This window comes from Blastococcus sp. TF02-09 (assembly GCF_003319105.1).
In the GTDB taxonomy this organism is placed as follows: domain Bacteria; phylum Actinomycetota; class Actinomycetes; order Mycobacteriales; family Geodermatophilaceae; genus Blastococcus.
This window is the reverse complement of sequence record NZ_QOHH01000007.1, coordinates 98460-123354: the sequence shown is the minus strand read 5'-3', so window position 1 is coordinate 123354 and position 24895 is coordinate 98460. Positions and strand designations below refer to the sequence as shown.

General features: G+C 75.5%; 25 protein-coding genes. 11 read left to right on the top strand and 14 right to left on the bottom strand.

The window, feature by feature from the left end; all coding sequences use genetic code 11:
- Positions 1 to 42: 42 nt before the first annotated feature.
- From lepB to DQ239_RS12350, 5 genes are all read right to left on the bottom strand, one after another.
- Positions 43 to 615 (bottom strand): signal peptidase I, encoded by a 573-nt coding sequence (gene lepB, locus DQ239_RS12370; RefSeq protein WP_199582951.1) that lies wholly within the window; start codon positions 613 to 615, stop codon positions 43 to 45.
- Positions 612 to 1226, bottom strand: a complete 615-nt coding sequence (locus tag DQ239_RS12365) for a hypothetical protein (RefSeq protein WP_113834721.1) — start codon at positions 1224 to 1226, stop codon at positions 612 to 614. The genes lepB and DQ239_RS12365 overlap by 4 nt, the downstream gene beginning before the upstream one ends.
- Positions 1227 to 1229: 3 nt before the next feature.
- Positions 1230 to 2792: a multicopper oxidase domain-containing protein gene (locus DQ239_RS12360; RefSeq protein WP_233489134.1), complete on the bottom strand. Its 1563-nt coding sequence runs from the start codon at positions 2790 to 2792 to the stop codon at positions 1230 to 1232.
- A gap of 223 nt (positions 2793 to 3015) precedes the next feature.
- A complete protein-coding gene (locus tag DQ239_RS12355; protein WP_113834719.1) occupies positions 3016 to 4050 on the bottom strand; it encodes a M23 family metallopeptidase in 1035 nt (344 codons plus the stop codon).
- A complete protein-coding gene (locus tag DQ239_RS12350; protein WP_147252108.1) occupies positions 4050 to 4610 on the bottom strand; it encodes a hypothetical protein in 561 nt (186 codons plus the stop codon). Before DQ239_RS12350 ends, DQ239_RS12355 begins: the two co-directional genes overlap by 1 nt.
- 208 nt (positions 4611 to 4818) lie before the next feature.
- Between DQ239_RS12350 and DQ239_RS12345 the strand changes: the two genes are divergently transcribed.
- From DQ239_RS12345 to DQ239_RS12330, 4 genes are all read left to right on the top strand, one after another.
- Entirely contained in the window at positions 4819 to 5097 is a 279-nt protein-coding gene (locus DQ239_RS12345; RefSeq protein WP_147252106.1) for a hypothetical protein, read from the top strand.
- A 401-nt stretch (positions 5098 to 5498) separates the two neighbouring features.
- On the top strand, positions 5499 to 6854 hold the full coding sequence (locus DQ239_RS12340) for a hypothetical protein (RefSeq protein WP_158544828.1): 1356 nt from the start codon (positions 5499 to 5501) through the stop codon (positions 6852 to 6854).
- A complete protein-coding gene (locus DQ239_RS12335; RefSeq protein ID WP_113834715.1) occupies positions 6851 to 8380 on the top strand; it encodes an SCO6880 family protein in 1530 nt (509 codons plus the stop codon). Before DQ239_RS12340 ends, DQ239_RS12335 begins: the two co-directional genes overlap by 4 nt.
- Positions 8377 to 9906 carry an ATP/GTP-binding protein gene (locus tag DQ239_RS12330; protein ID WP_113834714.1) on the top strand — a complete coding sequence of 510 codons (1530 nt, stop codon included), beginning with the start codon at positions 8377 to 8379 and terminating at the stop codon, positions 9904 to 9906. Before DQ239_RS12335 ends, DQ239_RS12330 begins: the two co-directional genes overlap by 4 nt.
- A gap of 29 nt (positions 9907 to 9935) precedes the next feature.
- Here the strand turns inward: DQ239_RS12330 and DQ239_RS12325 are convergent, their stop codons facing one another.
- The 4 genes from DQ239_RS12325 to DQ239_RS12310 form a co-directional block, all read right to left on the bottom strand.
- On the bottom strand, positions 9936 to 11225 hold the full coding sequence (locus DQ239_RS12325) for an ATP-binding protein (protein WP_113834713.1): 1290 nt from the start codon (positions 11223 to 11225) through the stop codon (positions 9936 to 9938).
- Positions 11226 to 11289: 64 nt separating this feature from the next.
- Complete coding sequence (locus DQ239_RS12320; protein WP_113834712.1) at positions 11290 to 11976, bottom strand: response regulator transcription factor; 687 nt, start codon at positions 11974 to 11976, stop codon at positions 11290 to 11292.
- Between the two features lie 99 nt (positions 11977 to 12075).
- Positions 12076 to 12579, bottom strand: a complete 504-nt coding sequence (locus DQ239_RS12315; protein WP_158544827.1) for a response regulator transcription factor — start codon at positions 12577 to 12579, stop codon at positions 12076 to 12078.
- A gap of 307 nt (positions 12580 to 12886) precedes the next feature.
- A complete protein-coding gene (locus tag DQ239_RS12310; protein ID WP_113834710.1) occupies positions 12887 to 13978 on the bottom strand; it encodes a hypothetical protein in 1092 nt (363 codons plus the stop codon).
- A gap of 75 nt (positions 13979 to 14053) precedes the next feature.
- Between DQ239_RS12310 and DQ239_RS12305 the strand changes: the two genes are divergently transcribed.
- From DQ239_RS12305 to DQ239_RS12290, 3 genes are read left to right on the top strand one after another with little or no spacing between them, the layout of a single operon-like run.
- Positions 14054 to 14683, top strand: coding sequence for an allophanate hydrolase subunit 1 (locus DQ239_RS12305; RefSeq protein ID WP_233489133.1), 630 nt, complete (start codon positions 14054 to 14056; stop codon positions 14681 to 14683).
- 1 nt (position 14684) lies between these two features.
- Positions 14685 to 15536, top strand: coding sequence for a biotin-dependent carboxyltransferase family protein (locus DQ239_RS12300; RefSeq protein ID WP_113834709.1), 852 nt, complete (start codon positions 14685 to 14687; stop codon positions 15534 to 15536).
- Positions 15537 to 15578: 42 nt separating this feature from the next.
- Positions 15579 to 16553, top strand: coding sequence for a patatin-like phospholipase family protein (locus DQ239_RS12290; protein ID WP_113834708.1), 975 nt, complete (start codon positions 15579 to 15581; stop codon positions 16551 to 16553).
- Between the two features lie 3 nt (positions 16554 to 16556).
- Here the strand turns inward: DQ239_RS12290 and DQ239_RS12285 are convergent, their stop codons facing one another.
- The 4 genes from DQ239_RS12285 to glgA form a co-directional block, all read right to left on the bottom strand.
- Complete coding sequence (locus DQ239_RS12285) at positions 16557 to 17357, bottom strand: ABC transporter ATP-binding protein (protein ID WP_113834707.1); 801 nt, start codon at positions 17355 to 17357, stop codon at positions 16557 to 16559.
- Complete coding sequence (locus DQ239_RS12280; protein ID WP_233489132.1) at positions 17354 to 18451, bottom strand: iron ABC transporter permease; 1098 nt, start codon at positions 18449 to 18451, stop codon at positions 17354 to 17356. Before DQ239_RS12280 ends, DQ239_RS12285 begins: the two co-directional genes overlap by 4 nt.
- A gap of 11 nt (positions 18452 to 18462) precedes the next feature.
- Positions 18463 to 19437: an ABC transporter substrate-binding protein gene (locus DQ239_RS12275; RefSeq protein WP_113834706.1), complete on the bottom strand. Its 975-nt coding sequence runs from the start codon at positions 19435 to 19437 to the stop codon at positions 18463 to 18465.
- 238 nt (positions 19438 to 19675) lie between these two features.
- On the bottom strand, positions 19676 to 20851 hold the full coding sequence (gene glgA / locus DQ239_RS12270; RefSeq protein WP_113834705.1) for a glycogen synthase: 1176 nt from the start codon (positions 20849 to 20851) through the stop codon (positions 19676 to 19678).
- A gap of 108 nt (positions 20852 to 20959) precedes the next feature.
- Here glgA and glgC point away from each other — a divergent pair, with 108 nt between their 5' ends.
- Both glgC and DQ239_RS12260 read left to right on the top strand, forming a co-directional pair.
- A complete protein-coding gene (gene glgC, locus DQ239_RS12265) occupies positions 20960 to 22180 on the top strand; it encodes a glucose-1-phosphate adenylyltransferase (protein ID WP_113834704.1) in 1221 nt (406 codons plus the stop codon).
- Entirely contained in the window at positions 22180 to 22680 is a 501-nt protein-coding gene (locus tag DQ239_RS12260; protein WP_113834821.1) for a 2'-5' RNA ligase family protein, read from the top strand. Before glgC ends, DQ239_RS12260 begins: the two co-directional genes overlap by 1 nt.
- A gap of 86 nt (positions 22681 to 22766) precedes the next feature.
- Here the strand turns inward: DQ239_RS12260 and DQ239_RS12255 are convergent, their stop codons facing one another.
- Positions 22767 to 23420: a class I SAM-dependent methyltransferase gene (locus DQ239_RS12255; protein WP_113834703.1), complete on the bottom strand. Its 654-nt coding sequence runs from the start codon at positions 23418 to 23420 to the stop codon at positions 22767 to 22769.
- 212 nt (positions 23421 to 23632) lie between these two features.
- On the opposite strand from DQ239_RS12255, the gene sigE reads away from it, so the two are divergent.
- The gene (gene sigE, locus DQ239_RS12250; RefSeq protein WP_113834820.1) at positions 23633 to 24220 is read left to right on the top strand and encodes an RNA polymerase sigma factor SigE; all 588 of its coding nucleotides are present in this window, start codon (positions 23633 to 23635) and stop codon (positions 24218 to 24220) included.
- Entirely contained in the window at positions 24217 to 24789 is a 573-nt protein-coding gene (locus DQ239_RS21300; protein WP_199582949.1) for a zf-HC2 domain-containing protein, read from the top strand. The genes sigE and DQ239_RS21300 overlap by 4 nt, the downstream gene beginning before the upstream one ends.
- Positions 24790 to 24895: the final 106 nt, after the last annotated feature.

Below are 24895 nucleotides of genomic sequence, written 5' to 3'. Positions count from 1 at the left end.
ACCACGAGGGGGATGCCGTACCCCCAATGCTTGGGTGTGCGGTCAGCAGAGCTCGTCGGGAAGTCCGCCCGGTGACGGCCACAGGAGGCTGTCCACGACACCGGTGACCTCACCGGTCGGCACGGTCCCGAAGGCGCGGGAGTCGATCGAGGAGGCCCGGTCGTCGCCGAGCAGGAACACCTCGCCCTCGGGCACGGTCACCGGGCCGAACCAGACGCCGTCCAGTCGCGCCGGGTCGATGTCCGGTTCGCACACGGCTTCGCCGTTCACCACGAGCACGCCGTCCTCGATGCCGAGGCGGTCGCCGCCCAGTGCCACCGCGCGCTTGACGAGCAGGGCGCCGGTGTCCGGGTGGTCGACGACGACGACGTCCCTCCGCTCGACGGCACCGCCGCTGCGCGTGACCAGCACGAGGTCGCCCGCCTCGATGGTCGGGGACATGCTGTCCGACCCGACGCGCATGACGCGGACGGGCAGGATGCCGGTCACCGACGACACGAGCGCGAGCGCGACGGCGACGGCCAGGACGGTCGGCCAGCGGCGCCGCCGGCGCCGCCCGGTGGTCCGGGCGGCGCCGGGGAGGGCGGTGCCGGCCGCCGGGGCCGGACGGGTCACGCAAGCACGCCGGTGAGCCACAGCAGCCAGGTGGCGGCGCCGAGGAGCAGCAGCGCGTTCGCCGCACCACCGCGCCACCGGGCCGGCAGCAGGGCGGTGAGGGACAGCACGGTCACCATCTCGAGCGCCACCGTGCCGGCGCCCAGCAGCGTTGCCGGCTCCCGCGTGGTGACCGGCTCCAGGCCGAGGGCGACGGGACCCGTCGTCTCGGTCGAGTGCGCCTCGGTGCCCACCGTGCCGGCTCCGTGGTGCGCCGCGGTGTCGTGCACCTGGAACGCGGCCAGCAGGTCCGTCGTGTGCGCCACCACGTAGAGGCCCACGAGGGCCACGGTGGCGAGCAGTGCGAGCCCGATCAGCCGGACGTCGGGCCGGAGGCCGGCCACGACGCCCATGGCGAGCCAGACGCCCAGGGCGAGCTGGGCGAAGGCCACGACCAGGAAGAAGCCGACGACGACGTCGTGGGCGCCCACGTGGTCGAACGCCGCGCGCATGTGCAGCCCGCCGGCCGCCGCGGCGGAGACGGCTGCGGCCCAGGGCCAGGCGCGGCGTCCCCGCGACGGGCTGTCCGGGAGTGCCGAGCCGGCCGAGGGCGTGGTGTCGGTCGCGGTCATGGCTCAGGACCACACCGGCGGGTTGCCGTACTTCGGCGGTGCCGTCTTGACCGGGTCGCAGTCGACGTCGTGCGCGCCGATCTGAAACTGCGTCATCATGTCGTGGTCCTCGTGCGACAGGTTGTGGCAGTGGATCATGTAGCGGCCGTGGTAGCCGCCCGGCTTGGAGAACCGCATGAGCACGCGGACCTTCTCGCCCTCGCCCACGTAGACGACGTCCTTCGGGCCCTTCTCCTCGGGACGCGGCGGCTTGCCGTTGCGACTGACGACCTGGAAGTCGACGAAGTGGATGTGCACCGGGTGGAACCAGCCACCGGACTTGTTCTCGATCTCCCACATCTCCACGTCGCCGGGCTGCGGATTGGCGAAGATCGGGTTGAAGTCGCCCTTCTCGACGTCGTCCCACGTCTGCCCGTTGATCGTCCAGAGGCCGTTCGTGCGCTCCACGCGCATGTAGCGCTTGACCTTCGCCTGGGCGGGCGTGAGCAGCATCGCGGAGTGGGCGGGCGCGAGGGCGGCCGGGACGAGGTTGTTGTCCGGGTCGAACGGGTCGGCGGTGACCTCGAACTGCATGATCTTGCCGGTGTGGTCGTAGTCGATCGCGTTCTTGACGCCGAGGTTGACCAGCTGGATCTTCTGGCCCGGCTTGATCGCCGCGAAGTCGATGACGATCTCGTAGCGCTCGGCCATGCCCACGGTGATCTGGGTGACGCTCTGGGGTGCGGACATGAGCCCCCCGTCGGTGGCGATCACCTGGAAGGGCTGGCCGTTGCTCAGCTTGAGCTTGTAGCCGCGGGCCACCGACGCGTTGAGGACGCGGAAGCGGTACTTGCGCTGGGTGACCTTCATGGTGGGCCACGGCACGCCGTTGACCAGGATGACGTCGCCGTAGTGCCCCGAGTGGCTGTGGTCGTCCCACAGCAGCGCGCCGCTCTCGGCGAAGCTGGCGTCACCGAGCATGAGCGGGACGTCGTACTGGCCCTTCGGGATGGGCAGGGCCTGCTCGACGGCGTCCGTGAGGTGGTACTGGGCCGCCAGGCCCATGTACACGTTCTCGGCGGTGTGGTGGACGCCGTGGTCGTGGTACCAGAGCGTGCGCGCCTCGCAGTTGTTCGGGTAGTGGTAGTCCTTCCACTGCCCCGGCTGGGAGTTGTCCCCGGCGTAGCCGTCGTACTGCGGCTCGGACGGCATGCCGTGCAGGTGGGTGGAGGTCCAGGGCACGTAGCCGAGGCTCGGGTGCTGGTCGGGCAGCTCGTTGATCTGCCGGACCACCGTGCGGCGGCCGTGGGTGGCCTTGATCGTGGGCCCCGGGACCGTGCCGTTGTAGCCGAACAGCGGCGTGTCGACGCCGGGCAGGATCCGGCCCACGAACGCCTGCTGCCGCACGACGTAGTAGTCCGTCGTCGCGTCCTCGTACGCCTTCGGGAGGACGGGCGGGACCGCGAACGGCAGCGTGTACGGCTTGGGCAGCTTGCGGCTGGAGATGCGGGAGGCGCTCTTCGCCGTGAGCGATGCCTGGAAGGGGAGGGCCACCGCGGCCGCGCCCAGCAGCCACACCTTCAGCATGTCCCGACGGTCGAGGGACGGTAGTTCCATGGTCAGGCTCCCGTTGGCACCAGAGGTTCGAGCGGAACACCGAAAGCGTGGGCCGTCGGTCCCTCCCGTCCCAGCCGTCACAGGGGGGACCGTCGTCCCCACAATGTGGGGGGTCCGTCGACGCCGCGTGGTGTTGCGTCACCCGGAGTGGCCGGCCGGTGCCTGACGCCGCCGCTCCCGGCGGGCGGAACCGCTATCGGGGGTCGATGCCCCGCTCGGCGAGGAACGGCAGGGGATCACTGGCGACGCCGTCGAGCAGCACCTCGAAGTGCAGGTGGCAGCCGGTCGAGTCGCCGGCGGAGCCCACCCGCGCGAGCTGCTGCCCCGTGGCGACGCTCTGACCGACGACCACCGTGAGGTCCTCGGCCTCCATGTGCGCGTACCGCGTGACCACGCCCGAGCCGTGGTCGACGGCCACCAGGTTGCCGTAGCCCGACGCGGCGCCGGCCTGCACCACGATCCCTGCCCCCGCGGCCACGATCGCCGTGTCGCACGCGGCGGCCAGATCGAGACCGGCGTGCAGCTGCTCGCCCTCGCCGGTCGGGTTGCCGCGGCGTCCGAAGCCGCTGCTGAGGCGACCGTCGGCCGGGAGCGTCCACCCCCCGACGACCGGTCCGAGCGGGGACACCCCGGTGCAGGGCAGGGACCCCGTGCCGGGGGCGAGCCCGGCGACGGGCGCCCCGGCGAGCGCGGCGAGGACCTCGAGCGCGGGATCCCACCAGCGGGCGTAGTGGTAGGGGTCGGCGTTGTGCTGCACGCGGTGCGCGGCGATCGTGGGCGGCAGCGTCTCCCAGCCCGGCACCGCGAGCAGGGCGTGGAAGAAGCTGGTGGCGGACGCGACGGCGTCCATCCGGTCGGCGTAGCTGCCCCACAGGCCGTTGGCGCGCTGCTGGAACAGCCCGCGGCTGTCGGGCCCGGCGGCGTCGCCGTGGTCGACGGCCACCAGCGAGGACTCGCCCATCGCCGTCATCACGCCGATGGCCTGGCCGCGGGCGTCGACACCGAGGGCCTGGCCGGTCCGGACGATCGCGGCCGCGTTGGCCAGCTGCTCGCCGGTGTACCCGGCGACGGTCCCGCCGGGCACGCCGGTCACGGTCAGCGATCCGGGCCCCCCGGCGCAGGCGGCGGCCTGCACCCGGGCCTCGGGCTCGCTCATGACCAGGACCCCGGCCACCAGACCCCCGGCCACCGCGACGGGCGCCAGGAGGAGGGCCAGGGCCCGGCGCATCACGAACCCGCCGGCGGGGAGGGGGTCGCCGGGGCCGGCGGCACGTAGTCCGCGGGCACCAGGGTGATGCGCTCCACCAGCCACGGCGCACCGCCACCCTCGCGGACCAGCAGCACCGCGTAGTCCCCGGCGTCGGTCGGCACGAAGACCGTCGCGAGGAAGCTGCTGGGGCTGACGCCGGACCACGCCGGCCCGGTGACCCGGTGGGCCGGGACCTCGACGGGGTCGGTGCCCTCGTACGCCAGGGTCGCGGCCGGGCTCAGCAGCGGGGCGAGCTCCGCCCACCACCGGGCCGGTGCGACGTCGGGTCGGGCGAACGCGGTGACGGCGGCGGTGCCGAGGGCCAGGGCGGAGGCGGCGGACGCGGCGTCGTCCGTGGGGTGGGGGAGCGGCGCGGGGAAGCTCCCGGTCCGGTGGCCGTCGTCCGAGGGCGGCGCCGCGGTCGGCGAGGGGGTGCGGGAGCCGGCGACGTCGTCGGCGCCCGTGCACCCGCCGGCGGCGAGGGCCAGGGCGACCGCCGCGAGGGCGGCCCGCCACCGGCGGCCTCCCCGCGGACGCATCGCGCCGTCCATCGCCCACCCTCGTCCGTCGGTCCGAGCACCGGCTCGAGTACAGCCAGGGGCACCGGCGGCGCACACCCCCCAATGTCGGGCATTGCCCGGCGTCCGCGTCCGACGGAGCGTGGACACGAGCCGGAGACCGGCGCGGGTGCCGACCTCGTCCACCGCGCCGTCCGCCGGCGCGGATCCGCTGGAGGAGGAGGAAGCCATGACCTCGCTGCTCGCCGCCGCTCCCACAGTGCTGGCCGTGGTGGACCCCGGCGAGGGCACGCCCCCGCCGGGTGCCGAGGGCATCGTGACCATCGTCGAGTGGGTCGCCTGGACCGTCCTGGCCCTGTGCGTCGTGGGCGTCATCCTGGTCGGCGGGCGCATGGCGCTGGCGCACCGTCGCGGTGAGGGCGCCGGGTTCGCCGGTGAGCTCGTCCTCGTGCTCGGGGGAGCGGTCCTCGTGAGCTCCGCCTCCGCGCTGATCGCGGCGCTCCTGTGAGCGAGCCCGTCGACCCGGCTCTCCCGAGCCCGGTGCCGGTGCCCACCCCGGCACCGGTGACGCCGTCGGCGGAGCCGGTCCCCACGCCGGCGCCACCTCCCGTGGAGCCGCTCCCGCCCGCTGTGGAGCCGCCCCCGCCCGCCGCGGAGCCACCCCCGCCCGCCGTGGAGCCGCCTCCGCCCGCTGTCGAACCGCCGCCGCCCGTCGTGGAGCCGCCCCCACCTGCGGCGGAGCCGCCTCCACCTCCTCCCGCGGCGCAGCCGCCCGCGACCCCGCCCGCCGCGGAGCCGGTCCCGCCGCCGGCCGTGGACCCCGCTCCGCCGCCGGTGGACCAGCCGCTGCCCCCAGCGCCCGACGGGGTCGCTGGGCTCCCGCCGGACGTTCCCGCAGCACCGCCGGACGTGACCGTGCTCCCGCCGGACGCCGCCGCGGCCGCACCCGTGCCCGGGCCCGAACTCGCGGACGTCCCGTCGGCGGCGCTGGACCCGGCCGCCTTCGTGGGCGTCGCGGCGGAGGTCGACGTGCCGGTGCGCGCGTCCCGGACGGGTGCCTCGGGGCTGACCGCGTTCAGCGATCCCACCATCCCTGTCGCCAGCTCCACCGCCGCCGACGTGGGCGGTGATCCGCTCCAGGACCTGGCGGCCGCGGTGATCGAGGCCGCGCAGGACGCGCTCGCGGCCGTCGCGCGGTTGTGGGCCGCACCTCCTTCGCCCGGGATCGGGACGCGGGCCGCGGACGGCGCCGTGGAACCGTCCGCGGCGGTCGGCGTGCTGCAGTCGTCGCTGTCCTGGTACACGACGGCGATCGCCGTGCTCGCGGTCCTGCTCGCGGCCGGGCGCATGGCCTGGCACCGCCGCGCCCGGCCGATCGCCGATCTGCTGCGTGGTCTGGGCACGCTGGTGCTGGTCACCGCGGCCGGGGTCACCGCGGTCACGCTCGTCGTCGGGGCGGCCGACGCCCTCTCCGTCTGGGTGCTGCACCGGGCGACCGACGACGTCGAGGCCAGCTTCGTCGGCCTGCTCGCGCTACCCGAGTCCGGCGGCATGCCCGTCGTCCTCACCATCCTGCTGGGCAGCGCCGTGATGCTGGGCGCCGTCCTCCAGATCGTGGTGATCATCGCCCGCGGCGCCGTCCTCGTGGTGCTGACCGGGCTGCTGCCGCTGTCGGCCTCGGCCACGAGCACCGAGACCGGGCGGGCGGTGTTCGTCCGGACGCTGACGTGGGTCGCCGCCTTCGTCCTCTACCAGCCCGTGGCCGCGATGATCTACGCGACGTCCTTCCTCGTGGCGCCCGATCCCGACGCCTCCCCGCTGGTCGCGGCGCTCACCGGTACGACCTTCCTGGTGCTCGCCCTCGCGGCACTGCCGGCTCTGCTCCGGGTGCTGCGCCCGGTCGTCACCGCGGCGACGTCGGTGGACCGGGGAGGAGCGCACGCGGCCGGCCGGCTGCCGTCGGGTGCCGTGGCGGTGGCCCCGGCGACGCTGGCGGTCAGCTCGCAGGTGCTCCGCGCCGGGGGACCGGCCCACGCCGTCGCCACCCCGGTGCGCCCCGCCGGTCGCTCGGCGCTGCAGGCCCCACCCCGCAGGACCGGCGACCGCGTGGCCATCGAGGGCGCCGGCCGGCTCGGGCAGGGCGCCCGCGGTCGGCGGGTGCTCGAGATCCAGGGCGAGACCTCGCCCGGCCGGTCGGTCGACGCACCGGCCGACGAGGCCCGTCCGCTGCCCCGGTCGCGGCCCGACGGGGAGGACCTGCCGTGACGACGACCGGCCCCCTCCCCGCGCCGCGGACGTACGGCAACTGGCGGCGCCCGTCCAGCCCCGGTCTGGGCGGCCTCGGTCTCCTCGGCACGGGGGTGCTGCTGGTCGGGCTGGTGGCGACGATCGTGGCCGTGGCCGTCGGTGGACTGCTGTGGGCCCTCGCGGTCGCGGCGGTCCTCGCCCTCCTGATGGCGCTCCTCGTCGTCCGGGACCGGCACCACAGGTCCGGCGTCGAGCGGCTGTCGAGCCGTCTCGGCTGGGCGCGCGCGCGGCGCTCCGGGTCCCACCTCTACCGGTCCGGGGTGCTCGGGCGGACGCCGGGCCGGACGTGCCAGCTCCCGGGCCTGGCCGCAGGCACCCGGCTCTCGGAGTGGCAGGACCCGACCGGGCGGGCCTTCGCCCTGGTCGAGCACCCCGCCACCCGCCACGTCACCGTCGTCGTTGCTGCCGAGCCGGACGGCGCCTCGCTGGTGGACCAGGAGCAGGTCGACGTGTGGGTCGCCCACTGGGGCGCGTGGCTGGCGGCCCTCGGGCACGAACCGGGGCTGGTGGCCGCCGCGGTGACCGTGGAGACCGCTCCGGACTACGGGCACCGGCTGCGCCGGGAGATCGGCACCCACCTCGACCCGGACGCGCCGGCGGTCGCCCTCGCGATGCTGGAGGAGGTGGTCCGCGACCACCCGGCGGGGTCGGCCACGGTCACCGCCTTCGTCAGCCTCACCTTCTCGACGGCCGGTCGTGCCCGCGGCCGGAACCGTGAGCCGGCGGACGTCGCGCGGGACATCGGGTCGCGGCTGCCCTCCCTCGTCGCCGGGCTCGGCGCCACCGGGGCCGGCGCGGTCCGGCCGGTGACCGCCGAAGAGCTGTGCGAGATCGTCCGGGTGGCCTACGACCCGTCGGCGGCTCCGCACCTCGACGAGGCGCACGCCGTCGGCGACATCCCCGAGCTGCGCTGGTCCGACGTCGGTCCGGTCGCCGCCGAGGCCGGGTGGGGCTGGTACCGCCACGACGGTGCGGTGTCGGTGACGTGGTCGATGACGGCCGCACCCCGCGGCGAGGTGTACTCCTCCGTGCTGGCCGACCTGCTGGCGCCGCACCCGGACGTCGACCGCAAGCGGGTCACCCTGCTTTACACGCCGATGGACGCCGCCCACGCTGCCCGGCTGGTCGAGCAGGACCGGCGCAACGCCCACTTCCGCGCGGCCTCCTCCTCCCGGCCGACCGCCCGGATCGTGCTCGAGCAGGGGGCGGCGGAGCTGACGGCCGAGGAGGAGGCGCGGGGCGCCGGCCTGGTCGCCTTCGGGATGCTCGTCACGGCGACCGTCGTGGAGGCCGACCTGCTCGACGACGCCCGCGCGGCCGTGGACACCGCCCGCGCCGCCGTCGAGAACCTGGCGGCCACCGCCCGCAGCCAGCTGCGGCCGGTCTACGGGTCCCAGGACTCGGCGTTCGCCGCGGCACTGCCGCTGGGCATCGTGCTCGACGCGCACCTGGCGGTGCCCCGCGAGTTCCGGGAGTCCCTGTGAGCCGCGCCCGCCGGGCGCGGCGGACGACCGCGGCCCCGGCGCCGCCGGCGCGCGGCTGGCCCGGACCGGGCGGGGGAGCGGCCGCCTACGTCCAGGCACCGGACCGGTGGCGGGCCACCACCGTGCAGGCCTGCGGGTTGTGGCCGTTCGCCGCGGGCACCGGGACGCCGATGATCGGGGTGCCGCTGGGCCGCAACCTGCTCTCCGGCGCCACGCTCTGCTGCGATCCGGTCAGCTGGTTCCAGCGGGCGAACCTGATCAGCAGCCCGTCGGCGTTCGTCCTGGGCAAGCCCGGGCTGGGCAAGTCCACCGTCGTCCGGCGCATGGCGCTGGGCCTGGCCGCCTACGGCGTGATGCCGCTCGTGCTCGGGGACCTCAAGCCCGACTACGTCGACCTCGTCGAGGCGATCGGGGGCCAGGTCGTCACCCTCGGTCCCGGGCGCGGTCACCTCAACGTCCTCGATCCGGGGGAGGCGACGGCGGCGGCGCAGCGGCTGACCGGTGACGCCCGCAGCCAGCTGCTCGCCGACGCGCACGGTCGCCGGCACGCGATCGTCTCCGCGCTGATCACCGTCATGCGTTCCGCGCCGCCCACCGACCGCGAGGAGACCGTCCTCGACCGCGCGCTGCGGGTGCTCGACGACACGCACGACTCGGCGCGCCTGGGGGCGCCCACCCTGCGGCACCTGCTCGAGGTGCTCCGCGCCGCGCCCGAGGACGTCCGGGCCGCCGCGCTGGACCGGGGCGACCGGGCCCGCTACGACGACGTCACCGAGGATCTCGAGGCCACGCTCGTCGGCCTCACCGGTGGCGGGCGGCTGGGGCGCATCTTCGCCGAACCCACCACCACGCCGATGCGCCGCGACGTGCCGGTCGCCTTCGATGTCTCGAGCATCGACGACGCGCAGAACGACCTGCAGGCCGCGGTGCTGCTCGCGTGCTGGTCCTACGGCTTCGGCGCGGTCAGCGTCGCGCACTCCCTGGCCGACGCGGGCCTGGAGCCCCGCCGGCACCACTTCGTCGTCCTCGACGAGCTGTGGCGGGCGCTGCGCGCCGGACGCGGGATGGTCGACCGGGTCGACGCGCTGATCCGGCTCAACCGGCAGCGCGGCGTGGCCACGGCGATGGTGAGCCACACGATGAGCGACCTCCTGGCGCTGCCCTCCGAGGAGGACCGGATGAAGGCGCGCGGCTTCGTCGAGCGCTCCGGGATGGTCATCTGCGGCGGGCTGCCGTCGGCGGAGATGCCGATGCTCACCTCCGCGGTGCCGCTCTCCCGTGCCGAGCAGGACCTGCTCATCGGCTGGCAGGACCCGCCGGCCTGGGACCCGGGACGGGGGTCGCAGGCCGAACCTCCGGGGCGCGGCAGGTTCCTGGTCAAGGTCGGGGGACGCCCGGGGATCCCGGTGCAGGTGGCGCTCACCGGGGTCGAGCGCGAGCTCAACGACACCAACAAGATCTGGCACGAGCTCTCCCGGTCGGGCGGGCCGGCAACCCGGGACCCCGCGCCGTCCCCGGACCGATGATCCACCGCGGGGCTGACCGATCGGGACGGCTAGGGGGTGAAGCCGGTGGGGATGACCGCCGTCACGGAGGCGCCGCCACCCGGGCGGTCCCGCAGCTCCAGGACACCGCCCACGTCCCGCACGCGGTCGGCCACGAACCGCAGGCCCAGATGGCCCTCGCTGCGCTTGTCCGTACCGCTCGCCGGGAAGCCCACTCCGTCGTCGCTGACGGTCAGCCGGATGGCCGGTGCCCGGTTGTGCTCGACCGGTTCGACGTCGACCCAGACGGTGTGCGCGTCGGCGTGGCGGCCCACGTTGGCCAGCAGCTCTTTCGCCGTCCGGTAGATGACCGCCGCGCTGTCCGGGCTCAGGTCCGGCACCTCCGGGGTGCGCATCTCCACGGTCAGGCCCCCGTTGCGCAACGGTTCGGCCAGGTCCTCGAGCGCGGCGGCCAGGCCGGAGCCCCGGAGGTCGGGCGGGTACAGATCGATCATGAGCACGCGGAGCGAGTGCACCGCGTTCCGCACCGCGGCGACCAGCCGGTCCACGGAGGCGCGCCGGTCGTCGGGGACGCTGGTGCGCAGGGCGCTGAGGGCGTAGCTCACGCCGGCCAGGTCCTGCACCGGCCCGTCGTGGACGTCCGCGGCGAGGGCCCGCCGATCGCGTTCGGACGCCGTGAGGGAGCGCGCCATGAGCTCGGCGCGCTCGGTCTCCTGCCGGCGGACGCGGCGGGCCAGGGACGTGGCGATCGGCAGCTGGACCAGCTGCAGGACGACCAGCGCGCCGACGGCGAGCGGGATCAACTGGTTGCGCACCACGGCGGCCTGCTGCTCGATGCCGTCGTAGCTGAAGTAGGCCTCGACGACGACCCGTCGGTCGGTCAGGTCGAGGGGGACGTAGACCTCCACCGAGGGGTCGGTCGGGCCGTGCTCGTACGAGGCCTCGGGCTGGTCGTCGACCTCCGCGATCCCGGCGACGGTCCGGCCGTCGATGGCCGCGAGCAGGTCCCCGGAGGGCTCGTACCACTCACCGATGGACTCCGGCTCGCTGGAGTACACGATGTCGCCGTCGGTCGACCAGACGAAGAGGAAGGTCATCGACCCGTCGCTGAGGCGGGCGTGGACCAGGCGCTCCAGCTCGTCCCACCGGCCGGCCTCCTGGGCCAGGGCCCCCTCCAGCGCCGGTGCGAGCAGGAGTCGCGTGAAGCGGGTGGCGGCCTGCTCGGCCTCGGTGAGGGCGTTGGTCCGTGCGATCCGCTCGCTGAGCAGGACGGCGCCGCCGGCCACGGCGACCAGGACGACCAGCGGGACGATCAGGAAGGCCCAGATCTCCAGGCGCAACCAGGGGCGTCTGCGCTTCGGTGGTCCGTCGATCCACCCCGGCGGGCTCGACGACGGTGGTGCTTCAGCGCTCATCCACGCTGCCGAGCAGGCCGAGCTGCTGCGCCTTGACCACCGCCTCCAGCTGCGAGCGCGCGCCCAGCTTGCAGTGCAGTGACTTCACGTACCCCCGGCACGTCTCCTGGGTGATGCCGAGGACCCGGGCGATGGTCTTCACCTGCATGCCCTGGCCGAGGCAGTCGAGGACCTGCTGCTCCCGGCGGGTCAGGTCGGGGCGGGCCTCCCGGCCGGTGCGCGGCGACGTGGTCTCCGCCCGGCCACCGGTGAAGGCCGACGGCGCCACCAGCATCTGGCCGGCGCGGACGCGCCCGAGCACGTCGAGCATCTCGGCCAGCGACCCGTTCTTGGGGATGAACGCCGACGCCCCCGCCTGCGCCGCCCGCACGACCCAGTCGGGATCGCGGTGGGCGGTCACCACCGCGATGACCGCCTCGGGGGCCACCTCCCGGATGCGCCGGGTGGCCGACAGGCCGTCCTCCCGGGGCATCTGGATGTCCATCACGACGATGTCGGGGTGCAGTTCCGCCGCCATCGACACCGCCTCGGCGGCCGAGGCGGCTGTCCCGACCGACGCCATCCCGGCGGCCACGAGCGCCCCGGAGAGCAGCTCGGCGAAGGTGCGATGGTCATCGACCACGAGGACGGTCGCGTTGTGCAGCGCAGGGGACCGGTCGAGCTGGACGGTCGTCACGGAGCATCGTTCCTCAGGGGCGGCGAATCCTCGGCGGGTGCCTCAGGAGGAACTCATCGGACTAGAAAGACTCCACTATTGGAATCCGTAGCGTCATGTTTAGGACCAAAGACCCTGATTTTCCGAGGGTCTCCCTGTTGCGTCACTACTCTCCGTAGAGGTCATAGACGCTTCAGTCAGGTACGGGAAGTCGGTCGGGGGTGTGCCGCGGTGCGCCTGCCAGGCGGTCCCGCCCGCGGCCACGGCCCGGACGTGGTGCGGTAGCTCCTCGGGATCGGCGTCCTTGAGCAGGTACCCGACGACCCCCAGCTCGCGCGCCTCCCGGACGGCGGTGGCGGACAGGTTGGCGGTGAGGACGACGATGCGCGCGTCCGGCTGGACGGCCAGCAGGCGCCGGGCGGCCTCGAGCCCGCCCACGCGCGCCATCGCGAGATCGACGATGACGACGTCGGGGTGCGTGCGCTCCGCGGCCTCCACGACCTCGTCCCCGTCGGAGCACTCGGCCACCACGCTCATGTCCTCACGGGCGGTGAGCAGCTCGACCAGTGACTGCCGGACGAAGTCGTTGTCGTCCGCGAGCAGCAGCCGGATCACGCGCGTCACCTCCAGGTCCTGTCGTGGGAGAGGGCTCCCTGTCCGTCTCGCTCCTTGCTGTCCCAGCCCCTGTCCGACCGTGATCTCGGTGGACGGTGCGGGCCGTACCCGCAGCATGCATCCGTCCGCACAGTGCGACAGCCCCGCGACGCGGGGTGAAGGTACCCCCCACTTCCGGGGGCCGCCTGTCGAGGGCGTGCTGCTACCGGACAGGTGCCGGCAGCGTTCCCGTTCCGCCCTGACCTGGGGGGTTCCGGGGACCCCTGAGCTGGGCGAGGCCTTCCGACCCTGTAGGGACCGTCGCCACGCCCGGTGGTCAGCCCGCGGTGGACGCGTCGGCCGGTTCGGCTTCCGTGCCGCCGGGCCGGTAGGTGTAGGCGGCCTCGCGCACCGCCTCGTCGGTCTCCAGGCCGGCGCCGAGTGCGCCGCCCACGGTGGCCAGCGAGCTGATCAGCCAGGCCAGCTCCAGGTGGTCGGTGAATCCGGCGGGGTGGCCCAGCGCCTCGGTGAACAGCGGGTCGATCACGAGCAGCAGGGCGCCGAGCAGCGCGAGCACGAACAGCGCCGCGTACAGCGAGAGCACGCCGATGACCACGGTGCCCAGCGTCGCCAGGTTGAACAGCGTCACCTGCTTGCGCGACCGCCGCGACCGGGTCCGCTCCCACAGCTCCGCGCCGACGACCAGGGTGATCGCGGTGGCCGCGATCGAGCCCACCGCGACCGCGGCCAGCCGGACCGAGCCGAAGACGTCGGCCAGCCGCCAGATGTCGGGGGTGATGAGGGCGAAGACCCCGGCGGCGATGGCGGCGGTCAGCGCGCGGGAGAGCCGGATGGCCAGCCGCCACGGCCGGTTGGCCCGCACCATGCCGACCAGCATCGAGAGGTTGCCGGTGAGGACGCGCGCGGTGAACCGCACGCCCTCGGTGGAGTCGGCCGGGTCGACCGCGAGCTGCCGCAGCCGGCGGCTGATCGTCGCGCGATCGCCGTCGTCGTCGGGCTCGCCGTCGCCGGCCAGCGCCTGGACCAGCCCGATCGTCGTCTGCAGCGCCCGCCGGCGCCGGCCGACGGCACCCAGCGCCGGCAGGGAGAGCACCGCGACGCCGTGCACCGGGCTGGCGTGCCCGACCACCGGGCGGCGGGCGCTCTCCAGCGGCACGTCGGTGAGGCAGACCGCGAGATCCCAGTCCTCCCGCAGCAGCCGGTCGCGGGTGGCGGCGACCAGCTCGGCGTCGTCGGCCGGTGGCTGCACCAGCCCGTCCTCCACGGACCGCACCTGCCAGGCGACCTCGGGGTGCTGCGCGGAGAGCTCGGCGGCCAGGTCGTCGCACAGGCCCGCGGCCAGGTCGGCCGCCGCCCCGGGTGCGGCGACCAGGCCGACGACGACGACGGGTGGGGCGGCCTGCGCCACGGGGGGTCCTCCTGGGTCCGGGAAGCCCGCCCGGCCGCGAGGGGCGGCGGGCGGGGAGTCGGCAATCATGATCCGGTGGAGCCGACACCGACCGGCGTGCGGGTGCTGCCCTACGGCGACCGGGCCCTGCTCGTCGAGGTCGACGGGCCGGAGGCGGTCGCCGCGATCCGCCGGGCGCTCGAGGCGGCGCCCCTGCCCGGCCAGCGCGATGTCGTGCCGGCCGCGCGCACCGTGCTGGTCGTCCTCGACCGCCGCCCGACGGACCTGGACGCGACGGCGGTGCGCCGGCTCCCGACCGCCGACGCGGGGCCGGCCGATGGTGGGCCGCTGGTCACCGTTCCGGTCGTCCTCGACGGACCCGACCTGGCCGAGGTCGCCCGGCTGTCCGGCCGCAGCGTCCCCGGGGTGGTGGCCGCGCTGACCGGCGTCGAGCTCACCGTGGCCTTCAGCGGGTTCGCGCCCGGCTTCGGCTACCTCACCGGGCTGCCGGAGGATCTCCACGTGCCCCGGCGGGAGACCCCGCGCACCCGGGTGCCGGCCGGTGCCGTGGCGCTGGCCGGCCCGTACGCCGGGATCTACCCGCGCTCCTCGCCCGGCGGCTGGCAGCTGGTGGGCCGCACCGACGCCGTCCTCTTCGACGTCGACCGCGATCCGCCGGCCCTGCTGGTGCCCGGCGCGCGGGTGCGGTTCCGCGAGGTGGGCTGACGTGCTGGCCGTCCTCGCCACCGGCCCGCTGACGACGGTGCAGGACCTCGGCCGTCCCGGGTCCGCCGCCCTCGGGGTGACCCGCTCCGGCGCCGCCGACGTCCCCGCCGCCGCGCTGGCCAACCGGCTGGTGGGCAACCGGCCGGAGGCCGCGCTGCTGGAGGTCACCGCCGGCGGGCTGCGGGTGCGGGCCGGGCGCACCGTGCTGGTGGCCGTGACCGGCGCACCGGCACCGGTGGAGATCGACGGCCGGGCCGCTCCCTTCGCCGCGCCCACCACGCTGCCCGCCGGGTCGGTGCTGGCGCTCGGCCCGCCCCGGCAGGGCCTGCGCAGCTACGTCGCGGTGCGCGGCGGCGTCGACGTCCCCCCGGTGCTCGGCTCGCGCAGCACCGACACGCTGTCCGGCCTCGGCCCGCCGCCGGTGGCCGCGGGCACGCTGCTGCCGGTCGGCGACCTCGCCGGCGACGAGCCGTTCGTGGACGTCGCGCCGGTCGGGCCGCCGCCGGATCGGCCGGTGCTCCGGGTGCTCCCCGGCCCGCGCCGCGACTGGCTGGCCGACGACGCCTGGACCGCGCTCACCACGCAGGAGTGGCAGGTCGGCTCCGCCAGCGACCGGGTCGGGCTGCGGCTGACCGGGCCGCGACTGGGGCGGGCCCGGGACGGCGAGCTGCCCAGCGAGGGCCTGGTCCCGGGCGCGCTGCAGGTGCCGCCCGACGGCGCCCCGGTGCTCTTCCTCGCCGACCACCCGGTCACCGGCGGCTACCCGGTGCTCGCGGTGGTGGTCACCGCCGATCTCGCGCTCGCCGCCCAGCTGCGGCCGGGGGACGGTGTGCGCTTCCGGGCGGTGGGCTGACCCTCTGCCCTGGCGGTTCCCTCCGCGGAGGAGGATGGCCGCGTGACGCGTGTCGGCCTGGTCCTGGGCGCCGGCGGCGTGGTGGGGCAGGCCTATCACGCCGGCGTCCTGGCCGTGCTCGAGCACGACGTCGGCTTCGACCCGCGGTCGGCCGACCTGATCGTCGGCACCTCCGCCGGGTCGATCACCGGGACGCTGCTGCGGCTCGGGGTGCGCGCCGAGGACCTCGCCGCGTGGACGGTGAAGGCCCCGCTCTCCGGCGACGGCGACGTGCTGCGCCAGATCGCCGCGACGGAGATCCCCGACCTGGCCCCGTTCCGGGCGCTGGAGCTGCTGCGCCGTCCCCTGGAGCTGCCCGCCCTCGGGATGGTCCAGCGGGCGCTCACCCGCCCGTGGCGGTTCCGGCCGGTCGCCGCCGCCGGCGCGCTGATCGCGCCCGGGCGACGCGACATCACCGAGCAGCTGGCCGCCCTGCGCGAGCTGGAGCGGCCGGGCTGGCCCGAGGACCGGCTGTGGATCTGCGCCGTGCACCGGCACGACGGCCGACGGGAGGTCTTCGGCCGCCCGGACACGACGCGGCCGCCGATCCACCTCGCCGTCGCGGCGTCCTGCGCCGTGCCCGGGTATTTCGCGCCGGTGCGGATCGGTGGGCACACGTACGTCGACGGCGGTGCCCACTCGCCGACGAACGCGGCGCTGCTGCGGGGCGCCGGGATCGACCTGGCCGTCGTCGTCGCACCCATGGCCGGACCGGCCGGGCTCTCGCTCAGCGTCTACGCGGCCGCCCGCAGGCACTCCGCCCGCCTGCTGCGCCAGGAGGTGCGGGCGCTGGAGGCGGCCGGCATCCCCACCGTGGTCTTCGCCCCGGGGGCCGCCGAGCAGGAGGTCATGGGCGACGACATGATGGCGCGGCACCGCCTGGGCGAGGTGATCCAGCAGTCCTTCCTGGCGGCCGGCGCGCACGCCGCCCGGCCCGAGGTCGGCGAGCTCCTCCGCACCGCCCAGTCGGGCGGCTGACCCTCACCGGACCGGCAGCACCGCGAGGCCGTCGGGACCGGAGACCACCTGGGCCCGGGCGCCGTAGTGCTCGGCCAGCGCCGCGGGGGTGAGCACCTCGGCGGGGGTGCCCTCCGCCACGACGCGACCGGCGGCGAGCAGCGTGAGCCGGTCGGCGTACTGGCCGGCCAGCGTGAGGTCGTGCAGCGTGCTCACGACGGTCAGCCCGTCCTGGCGGCGCAGCCGGTCGAGCAGGTCGAGCACCTGCTGGGCGTGACCGAGGTCGAGCGCCGCGGTGGGCTCGTCGAGGAACAGCACCCGCGGCCGCTGCGCGAGCGCCCGGGCGAGCACGGCCCGCTGCTGCTCGCCGCCGGACAGGGTGGCCAGGAGCCGGTCGGCCAGCGGCTCGAGGTCCAGCCGCTGCAGCACGTCGGCGACGACCGCGCGGTCGGAGCGGCGGGGCGCGGCCAGCAGCGGGCGGTGCGGGGTGCGGCCGAGGGTGACGTACTCCCGGGTGCTGATGCCCTCGGGTAGCACGGGTAGCTGCGGGGCGTAGGCCAGCAGCCGGGCGCGGTCGCGGCGCGGCATGCCGGTGGTCGGGACGCCGTCGATGCGGACCTGGCCCTCGTGGGCCTGCAGCCCGAGCACCGAGCGCAGCAGGGTCGACTTGCCCGAGCCGTTGGGGCCGATGACGGCGAGCCAGCCGCCGGGCTCGACGGTGAAGCGCACGGCGTCCAGGACGCGGGTGTGGCCGTAGGCGGCGCCCAGGCCGACGACCTCGACGCGGGCGCCTCGCCCGGCGGACTCCGGCTGCGGCGCGGTCACCGGCGTCGCGCCCCGAACCACAGCAGGCCGGCGAAGAACGGTGCGCCGACGAACGCGGTGACCACTCCGATCGGCAGCTCCGCCGGCGCCAGGACGACGCGGGCGACGAGGTCGGCCACGACGAGGAACGCCCCGCCCACCAGCAGCGACAGCGGCAGCACGCGGGTGTAGGAACCGCCGGCCAGCCGGCGCACGATGTGCGGCACGACCAGGCCGACGAAGCCGATGAGCCCGCTCACCGCCACGGCCGAGGCGGTGGCGAGGGAGGCGGCCAGGATGACCAGCAGGCGCAGCCGGCCCGGGTGCACGCCCAGCGAGCCGGCCTCGTCGTCGCCGACCGCGAGCACGTCCAGCGCCCGGCCGCAGCAGAGCAGGACCGCGCAGGCCAGGCCCAGGTAGGGGAGGACCAGCACGACGTCCGACCACTGCGAGCTGCCGAGCTGGCCGATCATCCAGCCGTAGATCTCGCGCAGGTCGTCGGTGTTCTGCTGCTGGACCAGGTTCTGCGCCGCCGCCAGGAACGCGGCGACCGCGATGCCGGCCAGCAGCAGGGTGGGGCTGTGCGCGCCGCCGGCGACGCTGCCCAGGGCCAGGGCGCAGAACACGCCGAACAGCGCCCCGGCGAAGGCGGCCAGCGGGACGATGCCCACCGGCCCGAGCGACTGGACGGGGGAGTAGGCGATGGTGAGGGTGGCGCCCAGGCCCGCGCCGGCCGCCGCCCCCAGGAGGTAGGGGTCGGCGAGCGGATTGCGGAACACGCCCTGGTAGGCCGCGCCGGAGACGGCCAGCGCGGCCCCGACCAGGACGGCGAGCACCACCCGCGGCAGGCGCAGCTGCAGCAGTACCGCCGCCTGCGTGCCCGTCAGCCCGCCGGGCACGTCGATCCCGAACGGACCGAGCGCCCGGTCGGCGAGCGTCAGCACGACCCCGCCGGGAGCCAGCGGCACGGCGCCCACCCAGATGCCGGCGAGCACGGCCGCCACCAGCGCCAGGCCCGCGGCGCCCGTCACCACGGCGGTGGACCGCCGGGGATGCACCGTGCCCGGCCCGGCCGTCGGACGGCCGGGCCGGGTGCGGTGGGTGGTGGCGCTCACGGGGGCGCTCCTCAGCCCTGCAGCGCCTCGGCGACGGTCTCGGCGAAGTCCGCGACGCGCGGGCCCCAGCGGGACGCGACGTCGTCGTCGGCCTCGACGACCCGGCCCTCGACGACGGCGGGGACGGCGGCGAAGGCCGGCCGCTCGGCGACGGTGGCCGCGCTCTGGTCGCAGCACTTGGTGTCGGCCAGCACGATCAGGTCGGGCGCCTGCTCGACGACGAACTCGGCGGACAGCTGCGGGTAGCCGCCGCTCGGGTCGGGCGCGGCGTCGGCGATGTTCTCCAGGCCCAGCAGGCCGTAGATGCTGCCGATGAAGGTGGAGCTGTCGGCGGAGTACAGCTCCGGGCCGAGCTCGTGGAACACCTTCTGCCCCGCGGCGTCGGCGGGCACCGAGTCGACGGCGGCCTGGATCCGGTCCTGGACGTCGGCCACGGTGTCGGCGGCCTCGTCGGCGTGCCCGGTGGCCTCGCCGAGCAGCTCCATCTGGGCGTAGGCGTCGTCGAGGTCCTCGGCCGCCCCGAGCAGCAGCACGGGGACGTCGAGGGCCTCGAGCGCGTCGACGATCCCGTTCTGGTCGTCGCTGAGCACCACGAGGTCCGGGTCGTAGCCCACGATCGCCTCGGCGTTCGGGGTGAACGCGGACAGGTCGGTGATGGGCGCGTCGGTGGGGTAGGTCGAGTTGTCGTCCACCGCCTCGACCTGGTCGCCGGCGCCGATGGCGAACAGCGTCTCGGTGGCCGACGGGGACATGGAGACGATCGCGTCGGGCTGCTCCTCGATGGTCACCTCGCCGTTGTCGGCGGTGAGGGTCACCGGGAAGTCGGCGGCCGACGGCGACGCGGCGGCGCCCTCGTCGTCGCCCTCGGCGGAGTCACCGCACGCGGCGAGGGTGAGGACCAGGGCGGTCAGCGCCGGCAGCGCGACGAGCGACCGCCGGCGGGAGGGCGATGCGGACCGCGTCGCGCGGGGAAGGGAACCGGACACGGGGAGGGGCCTCCAGCGGAGGCGGCGAGGGCCGGCTCCGAGCTGACCCGACGCCCGATGCGCGACCCCAGCCGCGAGGGTCGGTTGCAGGACGCAGAGCAGGCGATCTGGCTACGGCACCGTCTGCTCCGGGAGCGGGTGCCTCACAGTTGCGGGACAGCGCCGGGTTCGCACCGGACTTCGCTGCTGCTGCGCCGCCGGCGCACGGGCCGGCGGTCGAACGGTACCAGCGGCTCCGCTACGCCCGCCCCGCCAGGACGGCCTGGTAGACCTCGACGGTCCGCCGGGCGATCGCCGGCCAGCCGAACTCCGCCAGCACCCGCTCGCGCCCCGCCGCGCCCATCCGCGCCGCCCGCTCCGGATCGCGCAGCAGCTCGGTCATCGTCGCCGCGAGGCCGGCCTCGAACGCCGCGGCGTCGTCGGGGTCGTAGGGCACCAGCAGCCCGGTGCGGCCGTCGTCGACCACCTCCGGGATGCCACCCACCGCACTGGCGACGACGGCGGTGCCGCAGGCCGCGGCCTCCAGGTTCACGATGCCCAGCGGCTCGTAGACCGAGGGGACGACGAAGACGGTGGCGCCGGTGATCAGCGGGACGAGCTGCTCGCGGGGGAGCATCGCCTCGATCCACACCACCCCGTCGCGCCGGGACTGGAGCTCGGCGACCGCGTCGGCCACCTGCTGGCGCTCGGCCGGGGTGTCCGGGGCGCCGGCGCACAGCACCAGGCCGACGTCCGGCGGGAGCTGCTCGGCGGCGCGCAGCAGGTGCATGACGCCCTTCTGCCGGGTGATCCGGCCGACGAACAGCGCGTAGGGGCGGTCGGGGTCCACGCCGAGCGCGCGCACGGTGTCCGGCGACTCGACCGGGCGGTAGGCCTCGGCGTCCACGCCGTTGCCGACGACGTGCACGCGCGCCGGGTCGAGCTCGGGATAGGCGTCGAGGACGTCGGTGCGCATGCCGTGGCTCACGGCGATGACCGCGTCGGCGGCCAGGTACGCGCTGCGCTCCACCCAGGAGGAGAGCCGGTAGCCGCCGCCCAGCTGCTCGGCCTTCCACGGGCGCCGGGGCTCCAGGGAGTGCGCGGTGACCACGTGCGGGACGCCGTGGACCAGCGCGGCCAGCATGCCGGCGCCGTTGGCGTACCACGTGTGGCTGTGCACGAGGTCGGCGTCGCCGAGCGCGGCGGCGATCTCCACGTCCACGCCGAGGGCCTGCAGCGCGCCGTTGGCCTCGCGCAGCCCCGCGGGGACGGCGTGGGCGGTGGCGTCGTCTCGCGGCCCGCCGAAGCAGTGCACGTCGACGTCGACGGTTCCCTCCGGCAGCCCGCGGAGGGCGGCGACGAGGTGCTCGACGTGGACGCCGGCGCCGCCGTAGACGTCCGGCGGCCACTCACGGGTCACGATGCCGATGCGCACCCCGTCACCGTAGGCGGAACCACCTGGTCACTCCCACCGATGCCCCCTCCGAGTGTTACCGGGTCGCTCGATGACGTACGGGCGGCGGCCAGCGGTTACGTTCTCGACATGCGTGGCGGTCCTCGGGTGCTCGGCATCGTCCTGGCGGGCGGTGAGGGGAAGCGGCTGTCACCGCTGACCCAGGACCGCGCGAAGCCGGCGGTGCCCTTCGGCGGCAACTACCGCCTCATCGACTTCGTGCTCTCCAACCTGGTCAACGGGGACATCCGGCAGATCGCCGTCCTCACCCAGTACAAGAGCCACAGCCTCGACCGGCACATCACCACCACCTGGCGGATGTCGCAGCTGCTCGGCGGCTACATCACGCCGGTGCCGGCGCAGCAGCGCCTCGGGCCGCGCTGGTACACCGGCAGCGCCGACGCGATCTTCCAGAGCCTCAACCTGATCTACGACGAGCGCCCGGACATCGTCGTCGTGTTCGGTGCCGACCACGTCTACCGCATGGACCCGCGGCAGATGATCGACCAGCACCTGCAGACCGGTGCGGGCGTCACGATCGCGGGGCTGCGGGTGCCCCGCCGCGAGGCGACCGAGTTCGGCGTCATCGACGCGGCGGCCGACGGCAAGGTGCTCGGCTTCCTGGAGAAGCCGGCCGACCCGCCCGGCCTGCCGGACTCGCCCGAGGAGAGCTTCGCCTCCATGGGCAACTACGTGTTCACCACCGATGCGCTGCTCGGGGCGCTGCGCGCCGACGCCGCCGACGAGGACTCCGCGCACGACATGGGCGGCTCGATCATGCCGATGCTCGCCGCGGCGGGGGACGCGTGGGTCTACGACTTCTCGACCAACGTCGTCCCCGGTGCCACCGAGCGCGACCACGGCTACTGGCGGGACGTCGGGACGCTGGACTCCTACTACGACTCGCACATGGACCTGGTCTCGGTCACCCCGGTCTTCAACCTCTACAACGACCGCTGGCCGATCTACACGCTGCCGCCCCAGCTGCCCCCGGCGAAGTTCGTCCTGGGCGGCCGGGCGGAGGAGTCGATGGTCAGCGCCGGCGCGATCATCGGCGGCGGCGCGGTGCACGGCTCGGTCATCTCGCCCGGGGTCCGGGTCGAGCGGGGTGCCCGCGTCGAGGGCAGCGTCGTCATGGACGGCGTCGTCATCGGCGAGGGCGCGATCGTGCGCCGGGCCATCCTGGACAAGAACAGCATCGTCCCGCCCGGTGCCCGCATCGGCGTGGACCTCGATCTCGACCGCGAGCGCTACCACGTCAGCGCCGGCGGCGTGACCGTGCTCGGCAAGGGCGCCCGCGCATTGCTGTGATGCCGGAGCCGCTGATCGTCACGCTCCTGCTGGAGGACGCGGCGCAGCAGCGGTTCGACCGGTTGCGGGAGCAGCACTTCCCGGCCGAGCGGAACTTCCTCTCGGCGCACGTGACGCTGTTCCACGCGCTGCCGGGGGAGCAGCTCGACGCCGTCCGGGCCGATCTGGCGCGGGCGGCGGACCGACCGGCGTTCGACGTCGCCGTGACCGGGGTGCGTTTCCTCGGCCGCGGGGTCGCCTACTCGCTGGCGTCGCCGGAGCTGGCCGCGCTGCGCGCCGGGCTCGCCGCGGCCTGGCAGCCGTGGCTCACGCCGCAGGACCGGCAGAAGCACGCGCCGCACGTGACGGTGCAGAACAAGGTGGCGCCGGCGGCCGCCCGGGCGCTGCACGAGGGGCTACTAGCGGACTTCGCGCCGTCCGACGTCCGGGCCCGCGGGCTGGGCCTGTGGCGCTACCTCGGCGGCCCCTGGGCACCGGTCGACGAGTTCGCGTTCGCCTGACCGGCCGAGTGCGGGGTTGCGGTCGCCGACACGCGACGGCGCGCCGGTGCGAGCGGCATCAACTCCGCACTCGGCGGGGGGCCGGCCTAGCTGCGCCGGGTGGCGACGAGCAGGCCCTCGCCGATGGGGAGGACGGTGGAGACGAGGTCCTCGTCCTCCCGCACGGTGCGGGCGATCTCCCGCCAGGCGACCGTCTGCGGATCGCGCACGGTGCGGTCGGCGATCCGTCCACCGGCCAGCAGCCCGTGGAGCGCCACCGTCCCGCCGACACGCACCAGGGCGAGCACCCCGTCCAGCTGCGCGGAGTACGCGCGGGGCGCTCCGGCGCAGACCACCATGTCGTAGGCGCCCGAGGAGAGCCGGGGGAGGACCTCGGCGGGCGTGCCGAAGATCAGCCGGGTCCGGCCGGGTGGCACGCCGGCGCCGGCGAACGCGGCGCGGGCCGCCCGCAGCTGCTCGGGGTCGTCGTCCAGCGCGGTGAGCACGCCGTCGGGACGCATGCCGCGCAGCAGCCACAGCCCGGACAGGCCGCCGCCGCTGCCGATGGACACCACCGCGCGCGCTCCGAGGCCAGAGGCGAGGACGGCGAGGGTGGCGCCGACGGAGGGCTCGACGGGTGGGGGCCCGGGCAGCCGGGTGGCCCGCTCGCGCGCGGCGGTCATCTCCTCGGACTCGCCGGCGTAGCGGTCGGCGTAGGCGGCGCCCGAGCCGCTCCCCGGCGGCGGTTCCTGGGCGCTCATCACCGGCCGAGGGTAGTGGCCGCCCCCTGGGAGGAGCCCTCCGGACGCCCCGGACCGTGACCGAGCTGTGAGTTCGCTGGAAAGGGTGGGCCGCGGGAACACCGCCCGCTCGCCCGCCCGTTGGGATGGACGTGCGCCTCCCGCGACCCCTGTCCGAGCGAACCCCCGACGCCGATCCGGTCGCCGCGCCGTCCGTCGGCGATACTGGTGCGGTGTCCGAGCCCGCGCGACCCGAGGCCGAGAGCTGGGTCGCGCCCACCTGGGAGCAGGTCGTGCGCGAGCACTCGGCCCGCGTCTACCGGCTGGCCTACCGGCTCTCGGGCAACCCGCAGGACGCCGAGGACCTGACCCAGGAGACCTTCGTCCGGGTCTTCCGCTCCCTCGCCGACTTCTCGCCGGGCACCTTCGAGGGCTGGCTGCACCGCATCACCACGAACCTCTTCCTCGACATGGTGCGGCGCCGGCAGCGCATCCGGTTCGACGCCCTGCCTGAGGACACCGAGCGCCTGCCCGGCCGCGCGCCCAGCCCCGAGCAGGTCTACGCCGACACGCACCTGGACCCGCAGATCCAGGCGGCGCTGGACGCGCTCTCCCCGGAGTTCCGCGTCGCCGTCGTCCTCTGCGACATCGAGGGGCTCACCTACGAGGAGATCGCGGCGACCCTGGGCATCAAGCTCGGCACCGTGCGTAGCCGGATCCACCGCGGCCGGGTCCAGCTCCGGCAGGCGCTGGCCCACCTCGCCCCCGGCCGGGTGGCCACCGAGGACGACGTGATCCTGGGAGGGGGCGGAACGCGATGAGCATCCCCGAGAGCCACCTGGCGCAGGAGGCGATCGCGGCCCTGGTCGACGGCGAGCTGACCGCCGGCCCCGCCGCGCGCGCCGCCCGGCACCTGTCCGGCTGCCTGCAGTGCCGGATGGCGATCCAGGCGCAGCGCGAGGCCAAGGACGCCCTGCACGGCTCGCAGGAGGTGGCCGTGCCCGGCGACCTCGTGTCGCGGCTGTGCGCCATCCCCTTCACCGCCGACGTGCCCGGTGCCGGCGGCGGCCCGATGTCGCTGGGCTCGGACGCCACCCGGCTCACCGTGCGCGACGGCGCCGGCGCCTGGGAGGTCGACCTCTCCCCGCGGGACCGCCCGGCCCGCCCCGATCACGCCCGGTGGCTGCGCCGTGGACTGGTCGGCACGCTCGCCGGCCTGGGTGCGGGGGTCACCGCGCTCGCGCTCAACCTCCCCGCCGACGTCCCGGCCGCGCCCGGCACGGCGGCGGACTCCGCCGTCCGCCAGCACACCGAGGTCGTCCCCCCGGTGGTGCGCACGGTGGACGTGCGGACCGCCACTCCGCTCGACGGGCAGGGCGGCACCCCCTGACCACTTCCGACGACCGGGGCGCCCCGCCGCCTCCGGACGACCAGGCCTTCGTCCGCCCCTCCGGGCAGGACGGGCCGTTCGGCGAGGTGCCCGACCGCCTCTCGCC